This window comes from Micromonospora sp. NPDC005087 (assembly GCF_042872965.1).
Classification (GTDB): Bacteria; Actinomycetota; Actinomycetes; order Mycobacteriales; family Micromonosporaceae; genus Micromonospora.
This window is the reverse complement of sequence record NZ_JBIALB010000001.1, coordinates 514,403-529,553: the sequence shown is the minus strand read 5'-3', so window position 1 is coordinate 529,553 and position 15,151 is coordinate 514,403. Positions and strand designations below refer to the sequence as shown.

The 15,151-nt window shown below is 73.5% G+C and carries 14 protein-coding genes and 2 pseudogenes; 9 read left to right on the top strand and 7 right to left on the bottom strand.

The window, feature by feature from the left end; all coding sequences use genetic code 11:
* The first annotated feature begins 1 nt into the window (after position 1).
* Positions 2 to 1,438, top strand: a complete 1,437-nt coding sequence (locus ACFYPS_RS02440) for a glycine hydroxymethyltransferase (protein ID WP_354962243.1) — start codon at positions 2 to 4, stop codon at positions 1,436 to 1,438.
* 179 nt (positions 1,439 to 1,617) lie between these two features.
* Here the strand turns inward: ACFYPS_RS02440 and ACFYPS_RS02435 are convergent, their stop codons facing one another.
* Positions 1,618 to 1,878, bottom strand: a complete 261-nt coding sequence (locus ACFYPS_RS02435) for a hypothetical protein (RefSeq protein ID WP_089020799.1) — start codon at positions 1,876 to 1,878, stop codon at positions 1,618 to 1,620.
* A gap of 263 nt (positions 1,879 to 2,141) precedes the next feature.
* Here ACFYPS_RS02435 and ACFYPS_RS02430 point away from each other — a divergent pair, with 263 nt between their 5' ends.
* Both ACFYPS_RS02430 and ACFYPS_RS02425 read left to right on the top strand, forming a co-directional pair.
* Complete coding sequence (locus ACFYPS_RS02430) at positions 2,142 to 3,065, top strand: aminoglycoside phosphotransferase family protein (protein WP_354962244.1); 924 nt, start codon at positions 2,142 to 2,144, stop codon at positions 3,063 to 3,065.
* A 19-nt stretch (positions 3,066 to 3,084) separates the two neighbouring features.
* Entirely contained in the window at positions 3,085 to 3,489 is a 405-nt protein-coding gene (locus tag ACFYPS_RS02425) for an MmcQ/YjbR family DNA-binding protein (RefSeq protein ID WP_354962245.1), read from the top strand.
* On the opposite strand, the gene ACFYPS_RS02420 is transcribed toward ACFYPS_RS02425, so the two are convergent.
* Positions 3,486 to 3,899, bottom strand: a complete 414-nt coding sequence (locus ACFYPS_RS02420) for a hypothetical protein (RefSeq protein ID WP_354962246.1) — start codon at positions 3,897 to 3,899, stop codon at positions 3,486 to 3,488. The two genes, ACFYPS_RS02425 and ACFYPS_RS02420, sit on opposite strands and share 4 nt — an antisense overlap.
* A 343-nt stretch (positions 3,900 to 4,242) precedes the next feature.
* On the opposite strand from ACFYPS_RS02420, the gene ACFYPS_RS02415 reads away from it, so the two are divergent.
* Entirely contained in the window at positions 4,243 to 5,181 is a 939-nt protein-coding gene (locus ACFYPS_RS02415; protein ID WP_354962247.1) for a sialidase family protein, read from the top strand.
* A 395-nt stretch (positions 5,182 to 5,576) separates the two neighbouring features.
* On the opposite strand, the gene ACFYPS_RS02410 is transcribed toward ACFYPS_RS02415, so the two are convergent.
* Positions 5,577 to 5,915: an antibiotic biosynthesis monooxygenase family protein gene (locus ACFYPS_RS02410; RefSeq protein ID WP_354962248.1), complete on the bottom strand. Its 339-nt coding sequence runs from the start codon at positions 5,913 to 5,915 to the stop codon at positions 5,577 to 5,579.
* Positions 5,912 to 7,090 (bottom strand): annotated as a pseudogene (locus ACFYPS_RS02405) (beta-ketoacyl synthase N-terminal-like domain-containing protein); the annotation flags it as partial. The pseudogene ACFYPS_RS02405 and the gene ACFYPS_RS02410, both read right to left, overlap by 4 nt.
* Here ACFYPS_RS02405 and ACFYPS_RS02400 point away from each other — a divergent pair.
* The 4 genes and pseudogenes from ACFYPS_RS02400 to ACFYPS_RS02385 all read left to right on the top strand — a co-directional run.
* Positions 7,071 to 7,241 (top strand): annotated as a pseudogene (locus tag ACFYPS_RS02400) (TcmI family type II polyketide cyclase); the annotation flags it as partial. The pseudogenes ACFYPS_RS02405 and ACFYPS_RS02400 sit on opposite strands and share 20 nt — an antisense overlap.
* A gap of 13 nt (positions 7,242 to 7,254) precedes the next feature.
* Positions 7,255 to 8,604 carry an NAD(P)/FAD-dependent oxidoreductase gene (locus tag ACFYPS_RS02395; protein ID WP_354962249.1) on the top strand — a complete coding sequence of 450 codons (1,350 nt, stop codon included), beginning with the start codon at positions 7,255 to 7,257 and terminating at the stop codon, positions 8,602 to 8,604.
* A gap of 224 nt (positions 8,605 to 8,828) precedes the next feature.
* A complete protein-coding gene (locus ACFYPS_RS02390; RefSeq protein ID WP_354962250.1) occupies positions 8,829 to 9,800 on the top strand; it encodes a hypothetical protein in 972 nt (323 codons plus the stop codon).
* A gap of 245 nt (positions 9,801 to 10,045) precedes the next feature.
* On the top strand, positions 10,046 to 11,242 hold the full coding sequence (locus tag ACFYPS_RS02385; RefSeq protein WP_354962251.1) for a low temperature requirement protein A: 1,197 nt from the start codon (positions 10,046 to 10,048) through the stop codon (positions 11,240 to 11,242).
* Between the two features lie 57 nt (positions 11,243 to 11,299).
* On the opposite strand, the gene ACFYPS_RS02380 is transcribed toward ACFYPS_RS02385, so the two are convergent.
* Both ACFYPS_RS02380 and ACFYPS_RS02375 read right to left on the bottom strand, forming a co-directional pair.
* Positions 11,300 to 12,058: an Asp/Glu racemase gene (locus tag ACFYPS_RS02380; RefSeq protein ID WP_354962252.1), complete on the bottom strand. Its 759-nt coding sequence runs from the start codon at positions 12,056 to 12,058 to the stop codon at positions 11,300 to 11,302.
* Positions 12,055 to 12,882, bottom strand: a complete 828-nt coding sequence (locus tag ACFYPS_RS02375) for a hypothetical protein (RefSeq protein ID WP_354962253.1) — start codon at positions 12,880 to 12,882, stop codon at positions 12,055 to 12,057. Before ACFYPS_RS02375 ends, ACFYPS_RS02380 begins: the two co-directional genes overlap by 4 nt.
* Before the next feature lie 248 nt (positions 12,883 to 13,130).
* On the opposite strand from ACFYPS_RS02375, the gene ACFYPS_RS02370 reads away from it, so the two are divergent.
* Entirely contained in the window at positions 13,131 to 13,337 is a 207-nt protein-coding gene (locus tag ACFYPS_RS02370) for a hypothetical protein (RefSeq protein WP_354962254.1), read from the top strand.
* 227 nt (positions 13,338 to 13,564) lie between these two features.
* On the opposite strand, the gene ACFYPS_RS02365 is transcribed toward ACFYPS_RS02370, so the two are convergent.
* Complete coding sequence (locus tag ACFYPS_RS02365; RefSeq protein ID WP_354962255.1) at positions 13,565 to 15,067, bottom strand: hypothetical protein; 1,503 nt, start codon at positions 15,065 to 15,067, stop codon at positions 13,565 to 13,567.
* Positions 15,068 to 15,151 lie beyond the last annotated feature (84 nt).

Sequence of the window (15,151 nt, the reverse complement as noted above, 5' to 3'; positions counted from 1 at the left end):
CATGTCGCGCAACGCCGAGTCCACCGCATTCCGGAGTGCCCTTGAGGTGATCCGGGCTGTCGAGCCGCGGGTGGCCGACGCCATCGGCGCCGAGCTGACCGATCAGCGGGAGTCTCTCAAGCTCATCGCCAGCGAGAACTACGCCTCCCCGGCGACCCTGCTCGCGATGGGCAACTGGTTCAGCGACAAGTACGCCGAGGGCACCGTCGGGCGCCGCTTCTACGCCGGTTGCCAGAACGTCGACACCGTCGAGGCGCTCGCCGCCGAGCACGCCCGCGAGCTGTTCGGCGCGGCGCACGCCTACGTGCAGCCGCACTCGGGCATCGACGCCAACCTGGTCGCGTTCTGGGCGGTGCTGGCCGACCGGGTGGAGTCCCCCGCGCTGAAGAAGGCGCAGGTGCGTCAGGTCAACGACCTCACCGAGGCCGACTGGTTCGCGCTGCGCCGCGAGCTGGGCAACCAGCGGATGCTCGGCATGTCGCTGGACGCCGGCGGCCACCTCACCCACGGCTTCCGGCCGAACATCTCGGGCAAGATGTTCGACCAGCGCAGCTACGGCACCGACCCGGCGACCGGCCTGATCGACTACGACCGGGTGGCCGAGGCGGCCCGCGAGTTCAAGCCGCTGATCCTGGTCGGCGGCTACTCGGCGTACCCCCGGAAGGTGAACTTCCGGATCCTGCGGGAGATCGCCGACTCGGTCGGCGCCACCTTCATGGTCGACATGGCGCACTTCGCGGGCCTGGTGGCGGGCAAGGTGTTCACCGGCGACTTCGACCCGGTGCCGCACGCGCACATCGTCACCACCACCACGCACAAGTCGCTGCGCGGCCCGCGTGGCGGCATGGTGCTCTGCCAGCCCGAGCTGGCCGACCAGGTGGACCGGGGCTGCCCGATGGTGCTCGGTGGCCCGCTGCCGCACGTGATGGCCGCCAAGGCGGTCGCCCTCGCGGAGGCCCGCCGCCCCGACTTCGCCGACTACGCCCAGCGGATCGTGGACAACGCGCAGGCCCTCGCGGAGGGGCTGCTGCGCCGGGGCGCGAAGCTGGTCACCGGCGGCACCGACAACCACCTGGTGCTGATCGACGTGTCCGGCTACGGGCTCACCGGCCGGCAGGCCGAGCAGGCGCTGCTGGACTCGGGCATCGTCACCAACCGCAACTCGGTCCCGCACGACCCGAACGGCGCGTGGTACACCTCGGGCATCCGGGTCGGCACCCCGGCTCTGACCACCCGGGGCCTGGGCACCGCGGAAATGGACCAGACCGCGGAGCTGATGCACACGGTGCTCACCCAGACCACGGCCGGCGCCAACGCCGACGGCACCCCCTCGAAGGCCAAGTACACCCTCGACCCGGCCCTCGCCGACAAGATCGCCCGCCAGGCCACCGAGCTGCTGGCCCCCCACCCGCTCTACCCCGCCATCGACCTGGCCTGACGCTCAGGCTGGTCGCCGCGCCGGGCCGCCTCGATCACGGTGGGTAACGCCGTCGGTGGCGCTCGCTCGGACGAGTGCGATACCTCTGAGTCATCGATATGACTTAGAGGTATCGCACTCGCGGAACCGACCTGGCCGACACCGGCCGGCCCCGCACCGGTCTGGCGGGCGGGCGCGCCTCAGGCTAGGGGGCGCTTGAGGTGGTAGCGGTGAACCTCGGTGCTGCCCTGGACGTTGTTCACGTCCTCGGCGGCGGAGACCAGTTCCCAGCCCTCCCGGCCAACCCGATTGAGGTGGGCGATGGCGGTGTCACCGAAGGCGGTGATGTCCCTGCGCGACCCGTCCGGCGCGTACCAGACGAACGAGACGTGAAAATTGCGGCCCTGTCCCTGATAGCGGCGGACGAGCAGGGCGTACTCCCAGGCAACCATGCGGCCCATTATGACCGCCGCCGGCTGCCAGCGCGCAGCTCGGCGGGCGGCCGACCAGCACCTCGGCTGCGCCCAACGCGAGCGCCCGCACCAAGACGTCCACTGTTACCACCACCGTCCGGCAACCCGCCGCGACGACCCGGTCCAGCAGGTCGCGGACCAGTGCCCGCCCACGTCGATGATGGGCTTCGCAACCCGCACCCGCCACCGACCCCAGCCGTCCGGCGTAAAGTCGGTTGCGGACCTAGTCCGGTCCCCGCAGGCTCGGGCGGATGAACGCACAGGACCTCCCCGACGTACCCGACACCGACGACGCCGTGGCCGGCCGGATCGACGAGGCACTGGTCCGCCGCCTGGTCGCCGACCAGTTCCCGCACTGGGCCGAGCTGCCGGTACGCGCGGTGGAGGTCGACGGCTGGGACAACCGCACCTTCCACCTGGGCGACGCGATGACCGTGCGGCTGCCCAGCAGCGAGGGGTACGCCCTCCAGGTCGCCAAGGAACAGCGCTGGCTGCCGGTGCTCGGCGAACGGCTGCCACTGGAGGTGCCCACCCCCCTGGCCCACGGTCGGGCGGGCGCCGGCTACCCGTACCCGTGGTCGGTCTACCGATGGATCGACGGACGGACCGCCCGGCCCGAGCGGATCGACGACCTGACCCGATTCGCCACCGACCTCGCCGGCTTCCTGCGCGCCCTACGGCGCGGCGACGCCACGGGCGGCCCCACCGCCGGCCGGCACAGCGCCTGGCGGGGCGCGCCGCTGTCCACCTACGACGCCGAAACCCGGGCCGCGATCGAAACGCACCGTGACCAGCTACCCGTCGCCGCCGTCAACGACATCTGGCAGGCCGCCCTCGACGCCACGTGGGCCGGGCCGCCGGTCTGGTTCCACGGCGACGTCGCGGCCGGCAACCTGCTGGTCCGCGACGGCCGGCTGGCCGCCGTCATCGACTTCGGCTGCTGTGGTGTCGGCGATCCCGCCTGCGACACCGTGATCGCCTGGACGCTGCTGCACGGCCCGAGCAGGGCCGCCTTCCACGACGCGCTCGACGTCGACGCGGCCACCTGGGCTCGCGGGCGCGGCTGGGCGCTGTGGAAGGCGCTGATCACCCTGGACAATCCGGAGCCGGCCAAGGCGGCCGAAGCCCGACACGTGCTCGGCCACCTGCTCGCCGAGCACACCGTGGCCCGCTGACTCCCCGTACGGTGTGGACATGGCAAGCTGGGAGGACGCCCGCCGGATCGCGCTCGCACTGCCCGGGACCACCGAGCGGGCCTCGTACGACGGGCTGCCCGCCTGGCGGGTGCGGGACAAGGCGTTCGTCTGGGAGAGGCCGCTGCGGCGGGCCGACCTGGCCGCCCTCGGCACCGCCGCGCCCGACGGGCCGATCCTCGGCGTCCGGGTGCCCGACCTCGGCGTCAAGGAGGCCCTGCTCGCCGACGACCCGTCGGTCTACTTCACCACCCCGCACTTCGAGGGCTACCCGGCGGTGCTGGTCCGGCTCGACCGGATCGGCGTGCCCGAGCTGACCGAGGTGATCACCGAGGCGTGGTACGCCCGCGCCCCCAAGCGGCTCGCCGCCGCCCACCGCGCCCAGCAGGAGCCGGCCGGCGGCTAGCTCGGCGGGGTGCGGCAGATGCACGCGATCGTCTTCGACCTGGACGGCACGCTGATCGCCTCCACGTCAGCGGCCGGCCAGGGCCGGGGTGGCGTGTTCGGTGCCGCAGCGCGGGCAGCGCAGCTGGACCTCGGCGGCCCCGGGCGCCCGTAGCCGCTGACCGCAACCGCAGGTGAACACCGGCCGGGCCGCCCGCAGGTACTCGTGAAGGCCAGCAGGGACAGCACGAAGACCGCCCGCACCCCGCCAGGCGCCCAGCGGGCCACGCCGTACCCGCCGCAGCGCGGGCAGTTCGGCGTGGCGCGGTGCGGCACGGACCGCAGCGCCTTCGGTGCGAGCCACTCGACCAGTCGCTTGAGGATCTCCTCGACCATCTTGGTCGCCATGGTCTGGAGGAACGAGCTGAGCACTGACGCCACCTCCGGCCCGCATCGCCACGACTCCGGCCCACCGCAATCGTGACCGGCCGGCGCCATCAACCCGCCCCAGCGCGCCGACGCCGCCGCACGGGCGACATCAATCCGACGGTGCGAGCCACACCCGGCCGGGGAGTTCGTCGCGCGTTCGTCTCGTGGCCGTGCGGGCGTCGGCTGGGGCGGCTAGCGTCGGCCGTCGTCCCCCCGCTCCGGGCCCGTCCGGCCGGCCGGACGGTCGGCGCGGGTCCGGAGCACCGCCGGCACCCGCGGAGCGGGACCGGGCACTGGCCGGCGCCCGGAACGTCCCGCACTCCCCCACGCCAGGAGGCCGCCGCGCATGACGTCGTCACCCACCCGCCGCACCACCGCCGAGGTCACCGCCGTCCACCGGATCGGCGACAGCGCGCCGCACAGCGCCTTCACCGACCTGGTCCGGTACGCCGGGAGCTGGTTCTGCGTCTTCCGGGAGGCCCGGACCCACCTCTCCGGGGACGGCGCGATCCGGGTGCTGACCTCCACCGACGGGCGGTCGTGGACATCCGCGACGGTCGTCCGCCAGCCCGGGACCGACCTGCGCGACCCGCGCTTCGTCCTGCGGCCCGACGGGCGGCTACAGCTGCTGGCGGTGGCGGCCACCGGCGAGACCACCAAGGCGTTCCAGACGGTGACCTGGCTCTCCGTGGACGGGCACGCCTGGGGCGATCCTGTCCCGGTCGGCGAGCCGGGCGTCTGGGTGTGGCGGGCGGCCTGGCACGACGGCGCGATGTACGGCGTCGGCTACGCCACCAGTGAGCCACGGTTCGCCCGGCTCTACCGCAGCGGGAATGGCATCGACCTCCAGCCATGGGCGCCGACGCTCTTCGAGGGCGGCTACCCCAACGAGTCGGGGCTGGTCTTCGACCCGGACGGCACCGCCATCTGCCTGCTGCGCCGCGACGGTGACGCCGCCACCGCGCAGCTCGGCCGCGCCTGCCCGCCGTACCGGGACTGGAGCTGGATCGACCTGGGTGTCCAGGTCGGCGGGCCGACACTGCTCCGGCTGCCCGACGGGCGGCTGCTAGCTGGGCTGCGCCTGCTCGACGGCGAGGTGCGCACGGCGGTCTGTGCCGTGGACCCGGAGCGGGGCGAGCTGACCGAACTTATCGCGCTGCCCTCCGGCGGCGACACCAGCTACCCCGGCCTGGTCTGGCACGACGACCTGTTGTGGGTCAGCTACTACTCCTCCCACGAGGAGCGGACCTGCGTCTATCTGGCCGAGGTCAGCCTGACGGGCTGAGCGACCGCTCGGCCAGGCTGTCGCCCGCCTGGCGGTCGGGGCCGGGTGGTCGACCCGGTGCAGCGGGCCGTTCACTGCGTGGCTGCCGAGGGCAGCGCGTCAGCCGAGCGGACCACCTTCCCGGTGGTGGTGCGGGGCGACTGGTCGAGCGGGCGCGTGATCACCGCCCAGCGTCGAGACCGTCACGTACACCTGTCAGGGTGCTGCGAGGAACTTTACGACGCCTATCGAACGCATTGCCAGATGCAAGTGGCTGGATCGAACCGACGGCTGGCAGGATTGCCGGCAGGCCGTTCCACCGGCAAGATCGGCCGCGTATGTTGCCAGGGCGTCACCGCCGGTTGACGCAGCGGCAGACACCGCGCCACGCCATCGCGGCCACGGACCGAGCGCGCTCATCCCGGCGACGCTGGAGCCAGGGCGGGGGTGGGGGTCTCGGCGTGGATGTGGAAGCGCAGCGAACGGGCGTCGGTGAAGCACTCCCGCATCGGGCGCACCAGGTCCCGGTGCTCGTGGCTGCGCTCCCAGTTCTCGAAGTCGGCCAGGCTCGCCCACTCGCTGGTGATCAGCCACTGCTCCGGGTCCGTCGACGAGCGGCAGACCTGGTCGACCAGATGCCCCGGCACCCCGCCGGCGACCAGATGCCGGACCGCCTCGTACGCGGCGAGGAACTGCTCGGTGCGTGGCGCCGGCACCCGCACCAGGAACACCACCCGGGCCCGTTGCTCAGTCATGGCGTCTCTCCCCTCATCGGCGCGGCCCCGCGCAGGACCAGCGCGCTGTTGAATCCGTCGAAGCCCCGCGCGCAGACCAGCGCCAGCCGGCTGCGCGGCCGGCGGTGCTCACGGAGGAAGTCCAGCTCGCACCCGTCGGCCACCTCGTCCGGGCCGGCGGAGGCGGGCAGCGTGTCGCGCGCGAAGGCGAGCAGGGCGGTGGCCACGTCCAGCGCGGACCCGCCCTGGTACGCCCGCCCGGTCAGCGGCTTCTGGGTGGTGACCGGGGGCGGCCGATCGGCGAACACGGCGCGCAGCGCCTCGGCCTCGCTGCGGTCGTAGCGGGGCACACCGAGCGCGTCGGGCAACACCACGTCGATCCCGGCCGCCGCGACGCCGGCCCGGTCCAGGGCCAGCCGCATCGCCCGGGCGTACTGGGCCGGGTCGCCGGCGCTGTCCGCGGTGGTGTGCGCGGCGTCGTGGGTGGCGCCCCAACCGCTCACCTCGCCGTAGACCCGGGCGCCCCGGGACAGGGCGTGCCCCAGCTCCTCCACCACGAACACCGCGCCCCCCTCGGCGGGCAGGTAGCCGCTGGCCGCGGCGTCGAACGGCCGGTACGCCCGCTCCGGGTCCGCGACGTCGCTGAGCAGTCCGGAGCGCAGCTGGCAGGCCAGCGCGTACGGGCTCAGCGGGCACTCGGTGGCACCGGCGATCACCACCGGCGTGCCCCGGCGCACCGCGCGGGCGGCGTGCGCCAGGCTGTCCAGCCCGCCGGCGGTCTCCGCGACCAGCACCCCGCTCGGGCCCTTGAACTGGTGGTGGATGGAGAGCTGCCCGACGCTGGCCGCGTAGAACCAGGCGATCGACTGGTACGCCCCGACGGTGCGCGACGGGCCGCCCCACAGCCGTTGCAGCTCCCGCTGGCCGAACAGGTTGCCCCCCGACGAGCTGGCCAGGGTCACCGCGTAGCCGTACGGGTCGGGAGCCCGCTCCGGCAGCCCGGCGTCGGCCAGCGCCAACCGGGTGGCGGCGAAGCCGAGATGCGTCCACCGGTCGGTCTGCACCAGCTGCCGGCTGTCGGCGTACCCGTCGGCGGCGAAGTCCGGCACCTCCCCGCCGAAGCGGGTCGGGTAGCCGGACGGGTCGAACAGGGTGATCGGCCCGGTCCGCCGGGTGGACCCCCTCGCCGCCGCCCGCAACCACCCGCTCTTCCGGCAGGTCAACGAGCGGCTCTCCGCACACACCTCGCCGTACCTGCCGACCTGGCGCTCGCCCCGGGACGCCATCGCCGGTTGCTTCTATCGCTGGGACGCCGCCGAGGCCCCCGCGGCGCACCCGGCCGGCTGAGCGGACGGTCGACGTGTCCGCGCCGCCACCGCACGTCCTGATCATCGGCGCCGGCACCGGCGGGCTGTGCCTGGCACACGGGCTGCGCCGCGCCGGGATCAGCGTCGCCGTCTACGAGCGACACCGCCACCGCGCCGAGGGACTGCTCGGCTATCGGGTGGGTATCGGTCCGACCGGTAGCCGGGCACTGCGGGAGTGCCTGCCACCGGAGCTGTTCGCCACCTTCCTGGCCACCTGTGCCCGGCCGCCGCGCTACTTCAACGTGGTCACCCAGCGGCTGCGCCAGACCGCGTCGTTCGAGCTGCGACCGGACGCCGACCCGGTGCACACCGAGCACTCGGTGGCCCGGATGGTGCTGCGCCAGGTGCTGTTGACCGGCCTGACCGACGTGGTGCACTTCGACAAGACCTTCGTCGAGTACGAGCAGCGCGACGACGGGACGGTCACCGCGTACTTCGCCGACGGCAGCAGCGCCACCGGCGACCTGCTGGTGGCGGCGGACGGCACGCACTCGGCAGTGCGCCGCCAGTACCTGCCGCACGCGGCCACCCGGGACGCCGGCACCATCAACATCGCCACCCGGATCCCGCTGACCGCGCAGACCCGCGACCTCGTCCCGGAGCGGGTGCGCCAGGGCATCTCGCTGATCTTCGGCGCCGGCGGGACGATGGGCGTGCTGCACGTGATGGAGTTCAAGTGGGACGCCGAACGGGCGATCAAGCCCGGCGTCGACGACGCCGACGCCGCGCTGCTGCGGAACTGGCCCGGCCTGTCCCACGACACCACCACCGACAACATCAACCTGATCATCTGGAGCGCCGCCCGCCGGTTACCGGCCGACGTCATGCAGCGCCGTGGCGAGGACCTGGTGCGGGTAGCCCTGGACCTCACCCCGAACTGGCATCCGCATCTGCGCGAGCTGTTGACCCGCGGCGACCCGGACAGCGCCCTGCCGATCAGGGTCGCCACGTCCGAGCCGGTACCGCCGTGGAAGAGCAGCACGGTCACCCTGCTCGGCGACGCCATCCACACCATGACACCCGGTCGCGGGGTGGGCGCGAACACCGCGCTGCGCGACGCCCGACTGCTCTGCCAGCAGCTCACCCGCGCCGTCGCCGGCGACAAGACGCTGTTGCAGGCGGTGGCCGACTACGAGGCGGCGATGGTGCCGTACGGCTTCGCGCGCGTCAGCGGGTCGCTGAACCGCAGCGGCACCAACGGCGACGACCGGATGTACCGCCCGGTGGTGGGTCGGCTCGCGCTGCTCGGCGCGCGCGGCTACTTCGGGGTGACCAGCCGGGTACCACCGCTGCGTCGCCGCTTCGTCGACGACTTCCACACCTACGAGGGCGACCAGGACTGATCGCGCACCGCCCCGGTCCCGCCGATCCGGGCCCGGCGTTCCGACGCCGGCCCGGATCCGTCGCATCCGCCGCGACACTGTGTCACCCGCCGGGCACCCGGCGCAGAGACCGTCCCACCAGTACCGCCCCCGACCGAGCCTCCCTGTCGTCGTCAAAGCGCATGTGCAAAGCTGCGGCGAGTTTTTCTCGTGACTTTTCCGACGAGGTGAGAGGGAGGTTCGCCGTGGAGTGGTCTATCGGACACTCGCTGATAGTGGTACTGGCGCTGTTGCTGGGCCTGGCCGCCGGGCGGTTGCTGCGTGGCCGGCAGGGCGTACGGGCCAGCGGGCAGGGTCCGTCGATCGTGGACGGCGACCCCGTCGCCGGCCTGGCCGTGGTCACCACGCCGCCGCCGGCGGCCACCACCGACGAGGCCCGGCCAGCGGCGACCGTCGACCCGGCGCCGGCCGCGGTCGCCGACGAGCCGGCCCCGGTGGACACGGTCAGCGCGCCGGCCGCGGTGACCACCGACGCCACGCCGGACGGTCCCACCCCGGCCGACGCCCCGAGCACCACCGACCCGGCCGACATGGCGCTGACCGACGCCCCACCGGCCAGCCCTGCCGCCGACGCGGACGACCTCCGGCCCGAGCCCAGCGCAGAGCCGGAGCCGGTCGCGGTCGAGGAGCAGCCCGCCCCGGCGACGGTGATCGCTCCCCGCCAGCCGGGGGACGACGACGTCCGACCCACCGACGCGCCGCACGCCGACACGACGCCGGCCGAGGCCGTGGACACCGAGGTCACGGCTGTCGACACGACGTCGGCGGAGGCGCCGGTGACCGGTGCGCCGGCCGACGTCGACGCGGAGCCGGTCCGGGCCACGCCGCCGGTCCGGCCGACCGCCACCGCCACCCGGCCGGTCCGTCCGGTGGCCGACACCGCGCCGAGCGGCGCCGACACCGACCAGGAGGGCCCGGCCGACGACTTCCGCCGGATCCAGGGGGTCGGGCCGAAGATGGCGGCCGCGTTGCAGGCGGCCGGCGTGCGCACCTACGGCCAGCTCGGCGAGTTGGACGAGCCGGCGTTGCGCGACCTGATCCGGGCCGCCGGCCTGCGGGCCGCGCCGGGCCTGGCCAGTTGGCCGCAGCAGGCCCGGGTGCTGGCCGGCGCCGGTGACGAGATGGCCGCCGTGCTGCCGGGCGACGCCCGGGGCTGACCACGGATACCGGGCCCCGGCGGGCCGTCCTCGCAGGACGGCCCGCCGGGGCCTGATTCCTCCTCGGCTTCCAGAAAACCGGCCTGTCCCCGCGACCGGGACGCCCCGACTTCGCGGAAACCGAGTCGATCGCCCCGGTCGGGGGAAGACCGGACGATCGGCGGGTGACGTCGTCGGCTGCTCGCTACCGTCGGTCAGGTTGGGCCGGACGGCCCGCCACGTCGACGGCACCGCAGGAGCAACCCGTGCACTTCGCCGCGCCGGGGCCCGGGTCCCGCCCCCCGATGCGCGACCCGGAGGCCCCGCGCCGGGTGACGCTGCTCGAACTCTTCTTCGACCTGGTGTACGTGGTGGCGCTCGCGCTCATCTCCCGGACCATGGTCATCGGCCTCGACTGGCAGCGCGCCGCGGAGGCGCTGATCCTGCTGTCCGCCGTCTGGTGGACCTGGGCGATCACGACCCTGGTCACCGACATGTACGACCCGGAACGCAACGAGATCAAGTTGCTGATCACCGCGGTGATGTTCGGCGCGCTGCTGATGACCACCGCGATCCCGGAGGCGTTCGGCGCCCGGGGGCTGGTCTTCGCCGTCACCTACGTGGCGATCCACCTCGGCCGGGGGCTGTTCCTGATGCCCATCGTGCGCCGCGAACCGCAGACCCAGCGTCGGGCGGAGCGGATCTTCGTGTGGTTCGCCGTGTCGGCGATCCCCTGGATCATCGGCGGGTTCGTCAGCGACAACGCCCGGATCCTCTGCTGGGCCCTCGCGCTCGCCATCGACTACGGCGGTTTCCGGCTCGCGTACCCGGTGCCCGGCCTCGGCGTGGTGCCGGAGCAGCAGCGCAACGTCACGGCGGAGCACCTCTCCGAGCGCTACCAGCAGTTCTTCATCATCGCCCTCGGCGACGCCATCCTGACCATCGGCACCATGTTCAGCCTGGCGCACTCCGAGGTGGTGAACATCGGGGCCTTCGCGGTGGCGTTCCTGACCACCCTGCTGCTCTGGCGGATCTACGTGCACAAGTCCGGCGAGCTGCTGCCGGTGGCCATTCAGGCGTCCAGGGAACCGAGCAAGTTCCTGTTCACCGCCCCGTACACCCATCTGCTGATGGTCGCCGGGGTGGTGACGACGGCCGCCGGGTTCCACCTGGTGCTGCACGAGCCGCCCGGGCGCACGCCGCCGGCCTGGCTGGCGGTGATCCTGGGCGGCCCGGCGCTGTTCCTGGCCGGCCGGGCCTCCTTCGAGTACGAGGTGTTCAGCCGGGTGTCGCTGTCCCGCCCGGGCGGTCTGCTGGCGCTGCTGACCATCGCACCCGCGGCGCTGTTCGTGCCGCCGGTCCTCGCCTCCCTGGGAGCCATGCTGGTGCTGGCCGGCGTGGCGTACGCGGATTTTCGGCGCAGCCGTGGGAAGCCGCCGGAGGCCCCCGCCCCGCCGCACTGAACCGACCGCTCGGCGGTACCGCCGGCGCGGCCCGGTCGTCGGATGGTGGGGTTCCGGTCAGCGCGGCACCGCCCCGGCCAGCAGCCGACCCGCGTCCGGCACGTACGGCTCGACGCCCAGGCCGGTGAGCAGTTGATGCACGGTGGCGGTGGCCGCGGTGAGCACCGGGCGGACGAGACGGGCCTCGACCTGCGGCACCGCGGCCAGCGACGGCAGCTGCACACAGGCGGAGAGGACCACCGCGTCCACGTCGGTCACGTCCAGCCGGTCGGCCAGCTCCACCAGTTGCTGGGTGGGGATGCGGCCCACCGCGACGTTGTCCGGCTCGCTGAGGCTCACCGCCTCGGTCACCCGCACACCGTGCCCGGCGAGGTAGCCGGCGACGGTCGCGGTCAGCGGGGGCAGATACGGCGCGATCAACGCCACCCGGCGGGCACCCAGCGCGCGCAGCCCGGCGACCAGCGCGCCCGCACTGGTCACCACCGGCATGCCGTGCCCGGCGCGGCCGGCCGCCCGACCCAACCGCTGCTCGGCACGCTCGTGCGCGCCGGGACCCTCGCACATCACCGCCACCAGGCAGGCGTACGCGAGCACGTCGCAGCGGGCGTCGGCCAGCTCGGCGGCGCACCGGACCGCGGAGCGGTTCATCCGGGCCAGTTCGTCGGGGGTCACCTGGTGCAGCCGTACCCGGCTGGCGTGGGTGGTGAAGTGGACCGTCGGGTCGACGGTCTCGCGTCGGCGCAGCATCACCGGGATCTCGGTCTCCATGGTGGTGTTCGAGCTGGGCACCACCAGGCCGATCCGGTAGCTGCTCACACCAGCGCCCCGGCGTACCCCCGGACCTGCAACCGCTGCCTGGCGGCGTCGCCCAGACGCACCTGGAGGCCGAGCGGCGCGGCGGCGCGGCGCACCTCGTCCAGGTGCAGCGAGCCGTGCCGGTCCACGGTGAGCACCGGCGGTTCCTCCAGTTCGCCCTCGGGGGCGTGGAAGGAGAGCAGGGTGACCGACGTGGTGAGGTACCCCGGGTAGGCGGCCCGGGCCGCCGCCTCGTCCCGGTGGGCGAGCACCACCAGGTCGTCGAGGTGGGCGAAATCGGCGGCGAGGCCGCCGGCCTTCCAGTGCGCGGGTTCCTCGGCCGCGCCGGTGAGGTACCGGGACCGGTTCGCCGAGGTGATGTAGAGGTGGTCCGACCCCGTCTCCGCGAGCGCTCGTTCGAAGAAGGCGTTGGACGGGCAGGTCAGGCCGGGCGCGATGACCTGGGTGGTGCGCAGCCCCTGGTCGAGCTGGGTGAGGTGTTCCGGCAGGCGGTCCGCCGCCGGGCCACGGAAGCCGAACGGCCCGGCGCCGTAGAGGGCGTCCATCAGGGCCCGCACCCGGCCGACCGGCAACCGGGGTGAGATGCGGGACCAGTCGAACATCGCCGGGATCCGGCCGACCGCGGTGGTGATGCTGCCGACCTGGTGGACAGGGCGGCCCTTGGCCAGGTTGACCCGGCGCACGGTGGCCGCGTCCGGACGGGTCACGATGACGTAGAAGTTGGCGAAGGCCGCCGCGACGACCGCGCCGCCGGCGAGCGCGCGGGCAGCGACCGCGACGTCCTCGGGGCGGTCCAGGTACAGGGGCGGTGTCGGGGCGTCCATGAGTCCTCCTCGGCGGGGGCCGTGAGGCAGTTCTACGTCGGAGGACCGGTGTGACGGCCGGTCCGTCGTCGATCCGATAGCCGGCTCGCCCTACCCGGTGCGGGTGACCGATGCCAGGGCTGTACCGACGGCGGCCGGTATCGGCCGGACGGACGATCCGCAGGGTCATCCGTCCGGCAGTTAGCGGCTCGGCCCGATTGGGTACAACGCCTGCACCTCGAACCACCACATTCCCTCAGGAGGCAGCGATGCGCGGCACCTCGATACTCGGAGTCATCGTCGTGATCTGGTTGTTGATCGGCGCGATCGCCGCCGGCCAGCGGGGCTACTACGGCGGCGACGACACCAACTGCGCCGAAGCCGGCACGATTCTGGTCACCATCGTGGCCGGACCCCTGAACTACATCGGCGCGAACCCCAAGGTCGACTGTGAGTTGCCCGAGCCGTCCAAGTAGGACTGGACGTCGGCCCGCGCCCCGTTGGGGCGCGGGCCGTTCGCTGTCCGGGCGGCCGTGGGGGTCGGTCCTCCCCCGGCTGTCCCGTCGCGCGTCGGGCGGAGCACACCACGTACCGCATCCTAGGAGGCTGGTTTGCACGCGGTGAGCGGATGACACCGGCCGCCCGGACGATCGCGACGATCGTCCGGGCGGCCGGCTGCGCACGGTGTGCGCGCGGTCCCGACTCAGCGGAAGCAGTGCGCGATCGGTACCGCGCTGCCCTTGCAGTTGGTCGGCTCGTTCTCGACGACCACGCTCTCGTCGTCGATCTTGACCTGGGCGTGCTCCCCGAAGATGCCGCCCGGCTTCACCGTGGCCGCGTTCCGAGTGACCTTGCTGGTGTAGATCGCCACCGAACCCTGGGTGGCGTAGACGCCGCCCTTGGACGTCGCGCCGACCGCCTCGTTGGCGGTCACGTCGCTGCCGCGCACCAGCAGATTCGACTTGGCGGCGTAGATGCCGACGCCGATGCCGTGGGTGGTGTTGCCGTCGACGACGCTGTCGTCGAGCGGCAGCAGGCCCTGCACCGTCGAGATGCCGCCGCCGTTGACGGTGGCGGTGTTGCCGCGGATGGTCATCCTTCGCATCACCAGCACCGCGTCGGAGTTCGCGGCGCCACCGCCGATCTGTGCGGTGTTGTTCAGCAGCTCGGTGTCGGAGACCTTGGTCCGGGCCGAGAAGCTGGCCAGGCCGCCGCCCTGGCTGGCGCTGTTCTGCGCGAAGGTGGTGCTCTCCACCTCGGCCGCGCCCCGGTAGTTGCCGAGCCCACCGCCGTAGCCGTTGGCGCTGTTGCGGTGGAACTCGGAGCGCTTCAGCGTCAGCACACCGCCGTTGAGCAGGCCCCCGCCCTTGCCCGCGGCGCCGGACGCGCTGTTGCCGATGAACGTGCAGTCGGTGACCACCATGTTGCCGTCGTTGAAGATCCCGCCGCCGCCGCCCTCGGGAGACAGCGACGTGCTCTGCGTGACGGTGACCCGCTCCACCACGGCGGTGGCGCCGTGCACGACGTGCACGCTGCCGCCCTCGATGGCCGAGCGGCCGTTGTGCAGCTCCACGTCGCGCAGGGTCAGCTCGCCGCCGTCGCGGACGGTGAAGAAGCGGAACGCCGCGGCCTGGGCGTCGCGGGCGATGGTGGCGCCGGCGCCGTCGATGGTGATGGGTTGGTAGATCACCGGCGGGCCGGCGGTGTCGTCGGCCGGGTTGTGCGGCGGCGCGTCGGCGTCGCCGGGGGTCTCCGCGGCGTCCGCCGTCTCCCGCGCGTCGCGGATTCCGCCGTCGTACTGGTCGGTCTCGTGGAACGCCTCGGTGAGGGTGTACCGGCACTTCGGCGCGAGCCGCAGCTCCGCGCCGCCCTCGGCGTTGGCCGCCACCAGCGCCGCCACCAGCTTCGCCGCGTCGCAGGGCACCGACACCACGCCGGCCTTGCCGGTCCCCGGGGTGTCCGGACGGGCGGGCTCAGCTCCGTCGCGGCCCTCCTCGCGCTCCGGCGCGGTCCGGTCGTCGTCCCGGGACGCCGCGGTCAGCCGGCCCAGGCCCGGGAGGGACATGTCGCGGTCGGCGGCGGCGGCGACGCCGGCCACGCCGGCCGCTCCCACCACCAGGCTCCCGGCCAGGAACCCGCCGGCTACGAACCATCGGGACCGCCGTCTGGGTCGTGCCGAACGATCTCCACCTCGGTATGTGGACATCAAGGTGCCTGCCTTCCTGGCTGCGTGAACGTGACCGCGCGCCGATTCGGGCGCGGGGGGATCGACGCGCCGTCGACCACCAAA

Excerpts from the sequence above, each read along its gene's own strand:
- ACFYPS_RS02440 (WP_354962243.1), top strand. The coding sequence starts at position 2 with ATGTCGCGCAACGCCGAGTCCACCGCATTCCGGAGTGCCCTTGAGGTG.
- ACFYPS_RS02435 (WP_089020799.1), bottom strand. The coding sequence starts at position 1,878 with ATGGGCCGCATGGTTGCCTGGGAGTACGCCCTGCTCGTCCGCCGCTAT.
- ACFYPS_RS02430 (WP_354962244.1), top strand. The coding sequence starts at position 2,142 with ATGAACGCACAGGACCTCCCCGACGTACCCGACACCGACGACGCCGTG.
- ACFYPS_RS02425 (WP_354962245.1), top strand. The coding sequence starts at position 3,085 with ATGGCAAGCTGGGAGGACGCCCGCCGGATCGCGCTCGCACTGCCCGGG.
- ACFYPS_RS02415 (WP_354962247.1), top strand. The coding sequence starts at position 4,243 with ATGACGTCGTCACCCACCCGCCGCACCACCGCCGAGGTCACCGCCGTC.
- ACFYPS_RS02410 (WP_354962248.1), bottom strand. The coding sequence starts at position 5,915 with ATGACTGAGCAACGGGCCCGGGTGGTGTTCCTGGTGCGGGTGCCGGCG.
- ACFYPS_RS02375 (WP_354962253.1), bottom strand. The coding sequence starts at position 12,882 with ATGGACGCCCCGACACCGCCCCTGTACCTGGACCGCCCCGAGGACGTC.
- ACFYPS_RS02370 (WP_354962254.1), top strand. The coding sequence starts at position 13,131 with ATGCGCGGCACCTCGATACTCGGAGTCATCGTCGTGATCTGGTTGTTG.
- ACFYPS_RS02365 (WP_354962255.1), bottom strand. The coding sequence starts at position 15,067 with ATGTCCACATACCGAGGTGGAGATCGTTCGGCACGACCCAGACGGCGG.